Raw genomic sequence first — 2,642 nt, 5'->3', positions numbered from 1 at the left:
CCGCCCGTCTTCGTTGATGTGCTCGATCAGCTCCATGCCCACTTCCGCGGCCATGCGATTGCGAAATTCGATCATCTCGCGAAACTTCCAGGTGGTGTTGACGTGGAGCAGAGGGAACGGTGGGGTGGCCGGGTAGAAGGCCTTGCGTGCCAGATGCAGCATCACCGAGGAATCCTTGCCGATGGAGTAGAGCATCACCGGGTTGGCAAACTCCGCAGCGACTTCGCGCAGGATGTGAATCGACTCCGCCTCGAGCTGCTTGAGATGGGTCTGAGACACTGGATCACAATGGGACGGAAGCATGGTGTATCGCCAGGTAGAGGAGTTGTGAGCGTTTTCACCCTACCCCGATATAAAACAGCGGCGCTCAAAAGTTCAAAAGGGCCAAATCAACGGGACCAGCAATATCGACGTACATCCTACGATGAGACTTAGCGGTGCCCCCAGGCGTAAATAGTCGCGCATTCTATAGCCACCCGGCCCCATTACCATCAGGTTGGTCTGATAGCCCAAAGGAGTCATGAAACTGGCAGAGGCAGCGAACATGAGCACGATGACGAAAGGCATGCAGCTCACATCAAGGCGTTCAGCGACAGAGATGGCAATAGGAAACATCAATACGGCGGCGGCGTTGTTGGTGATGACCTCAGTGAACAGCACTGTCATCAGGTAAATCATGGCAAGCGCCAGCACGGGTGGCATATCCGCATTGACCATCAGCCCTGCGATGATCTGGGCAGCGCCGGATTTGGTCATGGCCGCCCCCAAGGCAAACGAGGCTGCGATGACGACCAGTACCGAAAGATCGATGGACCGTCTGGCCTTGCTGGCCGTAATGCAGCCACATATCAGCATGCCTCCGCCAGCCAGTAGGACCGCTTCTAGTATCGATATCAGCCCAAGACCACTGACACCGACCATCAATGCCAGAATTCCAAGCGCTAAGGGCGCCTTGCGAAAATCCGGGGGCGTGGAATCGTTGAGCGCACTGACCAGCAAAAAGTCACGTCGATAGCGATATTGCGCGACAAATTCCTGTCCGGTTTCCATCAATAGCGTGTCGCCGACCTGAAACGTAATATTCCCCAACTTGCCCGGCAGACGCCGGCCCTGGCGGGAAACCGACAGGATCACCGCCTGAAAGCGGGAACGAAAGCGCGATTCGCGAACGGTCTGACCCAGCCCCGTGAAATCGCGGCTAATGACCGCCTCGACCAGGCAACGATGATGATGATTGATCGAGAGTTTACGCACATCACCGGCTGCCGGCGTCAGCCCCTGCACACGGCGTAGCTCGCTGGCACATTCCGGTGCCCCGATGAAGAGCAACGTATCGTTTTCTTCAAGCAGAGTATCTGGCGAGACCGCGGTCATTAGCCGCGATCCACGCTCGATATCAGCCAGGTAACCATGCTGCAGATTGCGCAGGCCAGCCTCGGCAATGGTCTTGCCACAAAGCGGGCCACCGGGGGCCACCACGAATTCGACTCCGTACTCCCGAACCTTACTGATTTGCTCGACGGCGCCGTCCCGTCCAGGCAGGAGCCGATCGGCAAACAGCAACAGAAAACCGCTGCCCAGCAATAGGATGGGAACGCCTACCCAGGCGAGATCGAACATTCCGAGCGAAATGCCCATCTGGCTTTGCAAAAGACCATCCACTACCAGATTGGTGCTGGTACCAATCAGGGTACAGGTACCACCGAGAATGGCGATATAGCTCAGCGGTAGCAGAAGCTTAGAGGGAGAAAGCCCCAGGCGCCGGGCCCACTCCTGCACGGCAGGAATGAACATAGCCACTACTGCCGTGTTGTTCATGAAGGCGCTAAGACCGGCCACGGGTAATACCAGACGCAGCTGGGCACGCTTGATGGTATGTGGCTGACCCAATAGACGATTGGCCAGCCATTGCACGGCACCGGTTTCGCGCAAGCCTGCCGCCACAACGTAGAGTGCTGCGATGGTCATGACACCGGCATTGGCAAATCCCGCCAGCGCTTCCTGAGGTGTGAGCACGTTGCCAACGACCAACACCATCAAGGCAGCCATCAGGATGGCGTCCGGTGCGATACGGGTGAAGGTCAGCGCACACAGCACACAAAAGATACTGGCCAGGCTCAACCAAATGTCAAAACTCATTGAAAAACTGTCGGCCCGCCGGCTGCATGACGCAATGGCTTCACTGTGTAAAACCTTCCAGCCGGCGCCTGATCATCAAGATGCCGGCTGACGCCGCAGGCGCGGGCTGAGCAGCTCACCCAGCGCTGTGATTGCGGCCAGCACGATTAGTAGCCAAGGCCATTGGCTACCCAGATCGAGGCTCATGACCCCAAGCGCATCGATGAAAATCAGCAGGATACCCAGCGGGCTAACATAGCGAATCATGAATAGCCACAGCGCATGCAAAATACGCGACAAGCCAAGCTCGGATCGGAAGATGTCATCGCGCAGCACGAAACCGGCCATCAACGCCATGCCCAGACCTCCTAAAGGCATCATCCAGCGTGAAGTCAGATAATCCAGCCAGTCGAAGAAATGCCTGCCCGCCAGGGTCCAGTCGGCGCCCAGGTTGAACGAAAGCATGGCCAGGGTACTGATGATCCACAACAAGATACCGGTCCCCCAAGATGCTTTGGTCCTCG

General features: G+C 57.2%; 2 protein-coding genes and 1 pseudogene. All 3 read right to left on the bottom strand.

Annotated elements, in window-relative coordinates:
- Positions 1–303: phosphoadenosine phosphosulfate reductase family protein (locus tag CH74_RS15895; RefSeq protein WP_048308502.1), on the bottom strand; the 303-nt coding region annotated here is incomplete at its 3' end.
- A gap of 72 nt (positions 304–375) precedes the next feature.
- Positions 376–2,139: an SLC13 family permease gene (locus CH74_RS15890; RefSeq protein ID WP_048308501.1), complete on the bottom strand. Its 1,764-nt coding sequence runs from the start codon at positions 2,137–2,139 to the stop codon at positions 376–378.
- A 75-nt stretch (positions 2,140–2,214) separates the two neighbouring features.
- Positions 2,215–2,642 (bottom strand): annotated as a pseudogene (locus tag CH74_RS15885) (sodium-dependent transporter); the annotation flags it as partial.

The sequence above is a fragment of the Halomonas sp. PR-M31 genome, assembly GCF_001039575.1.
Lineage (GTDB): Bacteria > Pseudomonadota > Gammaproteobacteria > Pseudomonadales > Halomonadaceae > Modicisalibacter.
The sequence above is the reverse complement of the archived record's forward strand: the minus strand, read 5'-3'. Positions and strand labels throughout refer to the sequence as shown.

Bases quoted from the DNA above. Each gene is read 5' to 3' on its own strand.
- CH74_RS15890 (WP_048308501.1), bottom strand. From the start codon at position 2,139: ATGAGTTTTGACATTTGGTTGAGCCTGGCCAGTATCTTTTGTGTGCTG.